This is a genomic window from Nesterenkonia sp. K-15-9-6, from assembly GCF_052656005.1.
Genome location: NZ_JBQYEY010000051.1, coordinates 1 through 1,934, shown reverse-complemented (window position 1 = coordinate 1,934; position 1,934 = coordinate 1). Strand labels below are relative to the sequence as shown.

2 protein-coding genes are annotated in these 1,934 nt (G+C 57.7%); both read right to left on the bottom strand.

What is annotated here, in order from left to right:
- Positions 1–13 precede the first annotated feature (13 nt).
- The gene (locus tag SD455_RS16550; protein WP_201791149.1) at positions 14–925 is read right to left on the bottom strand and encodes a carbohydrate ABC transporter permease; all 912 of its coding nucleotides are present in this window, start codon (positions 923–925) and stop codon (positions 14–16) included.
- Positions 926–1,002: 77 nt separating this feature from the next.
- On the bottom strand, positions 1,003–1,884 hold the full coding sequence (locus tag SD455_RS16545) for an ABC transporter permease (protein ID WP_237090185.1): 882 nt from the start codon (positions 1,882–1,884) through the stop codon (positions 1,003–1,005).
- Between the last annotated feature and the right edge of the window lie 50 nt (positions 1,885–1,934).

Below are 1,934 nucleotides of genomic sequence, written 5' to 3'. Positions count from 1 at the left end.
CCGTCGGGCGTCCTCACTGTTTGACGGAGCCCAGCATGATCCCCCGCACGAAGTACTTCTGCAGGAACGGATACAGACAGATGATCGGCAACGTGGTCAGCAACATCGTCACCGCCCGCACATTCGAGGCGATCTGCGTCGCCTCCGCCGATTCCCCACCCAACTGCTCAGTCCCCGTCGCTCCCGCCAAAAGATTCCGCAGATACACCGTCACCGGATACAGCTCCCGACGATCCAGATACAGAAACGCCTGGAACCACGCATTCCAGAAACTGACCGCATAGAACAGGATCATCGTCGCGATCACCGCCTTCGACAACGGAATCACCACCCGCCACAAGATCCCATACGTCGTCAACCCATCAATCTGCGCAGCCTCTTCCAACTCCGTCGAGAAATTCTCAAAAAACGCCTTCATCACCAACAGATTGAAGATACTGATCGCGTTCGGCAACACGATCGCCCAGATCGTATTCGTCATCCCCAACGCATTGATCAACACATAATTCGGGATCAGCCCACCATTGAAGAACATCGTGAACACCGCGACCCCGATGAAGAACCCCCGACCCTTCAGATGCCGCTTCGAGAGCGCATAGGCAAACGACGTCGTCAACACCATCGCGATCGCCGTGGCCACCACCGTATAGATCACCGTATTGGCATAATTACGCCAGAACATCGCATCCGACATCACCACCTCGAACGTGGTCACGTTGAACCCCCGCGGGATGATGTTGACCTGCCCGGAGTTGATATAACCCTCCGAGGAGAACGACTGAGCGATGATGTTCACGAACGGATACAACGTCACCGCGCAGATCACCACGATCAACACACCATTGACCACCCGGAAGACCGAATACGACCGCGAATCCCTGATCGCCGTAGACCGCGAACCACGCGGCCCCCCACCCCCAGGCACACCCGAGGACCCCGGACCACCCGGAGGCACCCCCGTCCCAGCAGGCCGCACCCTCTCCGGGGCTTGCGCATTGATAGTCACCACAGGCTGTTTCCTCCCAGCTTTCGTGCGATCCCATTGGCCGAGAGGATCAGGATCAACCCGATGATCGCCTCGAAGAGCCCGATAGCGGTCGCATACGAGAAGTTCGAACTGGTGATACCCACTCGATACACATAGGTGGCAATGATGTCCGCGGTCTCATAGATCAACGGGTTATAGAGCAACAACACCTTCTCGAACCCCACCGCCATGAACGTGCCCACATTCAGAATCAGCAGCACCACCATCGTGGGCATGATCCCCGGGATCGTGACATGCCACATCTGCTTCCACCGATTCGCCCCATCAATCCGAGCCGCTTCATAGAGCTGCGGATCAATCGTGGTCAACGCCGCCAGATACAGGATGGTCCCCCACCCCACCGTCTGCCACACCTCCGAGGAGACATAGATCGCCCGGAACCACTCCGGCTGCTGCATGAACGCGATCCGCTCCACCCCGAAGACACCCAACACCTGATTCAACGTCCCGTTCAACGAGGTCAGTTGCAACACGATCCCCGCCACAATCACGATCGACATGAAATGCGGCAGATACGAAATCGACTGAGCCACCCGCTTGAACACCGTGGACCGCAGCTCGTTGAACATCAACGCCAAGACGATCGGCAACGGGAAACACACCGCCAACGTCAACCCACCCAGAATCACCGTGTTCCAGAACACCCGCCAGAACGTCGGATCATGGATGAACATCTCGATGTAATGGAACCCCACCCACTCATCACCAAAGATGCTCGACCCCGGACGGAACCGCCGAAACGCGATCACATTCCCCGCCATCGGCAGATACCGGAAGATCAGCAGAAACACCACCGGCAGCACCAACAAGCTGTACAGCCGCCAATCCTTCCGCAACGCATGCCGCCACGTATTGGTGTCATTGGTCCCCGCATACCCACCCCGAC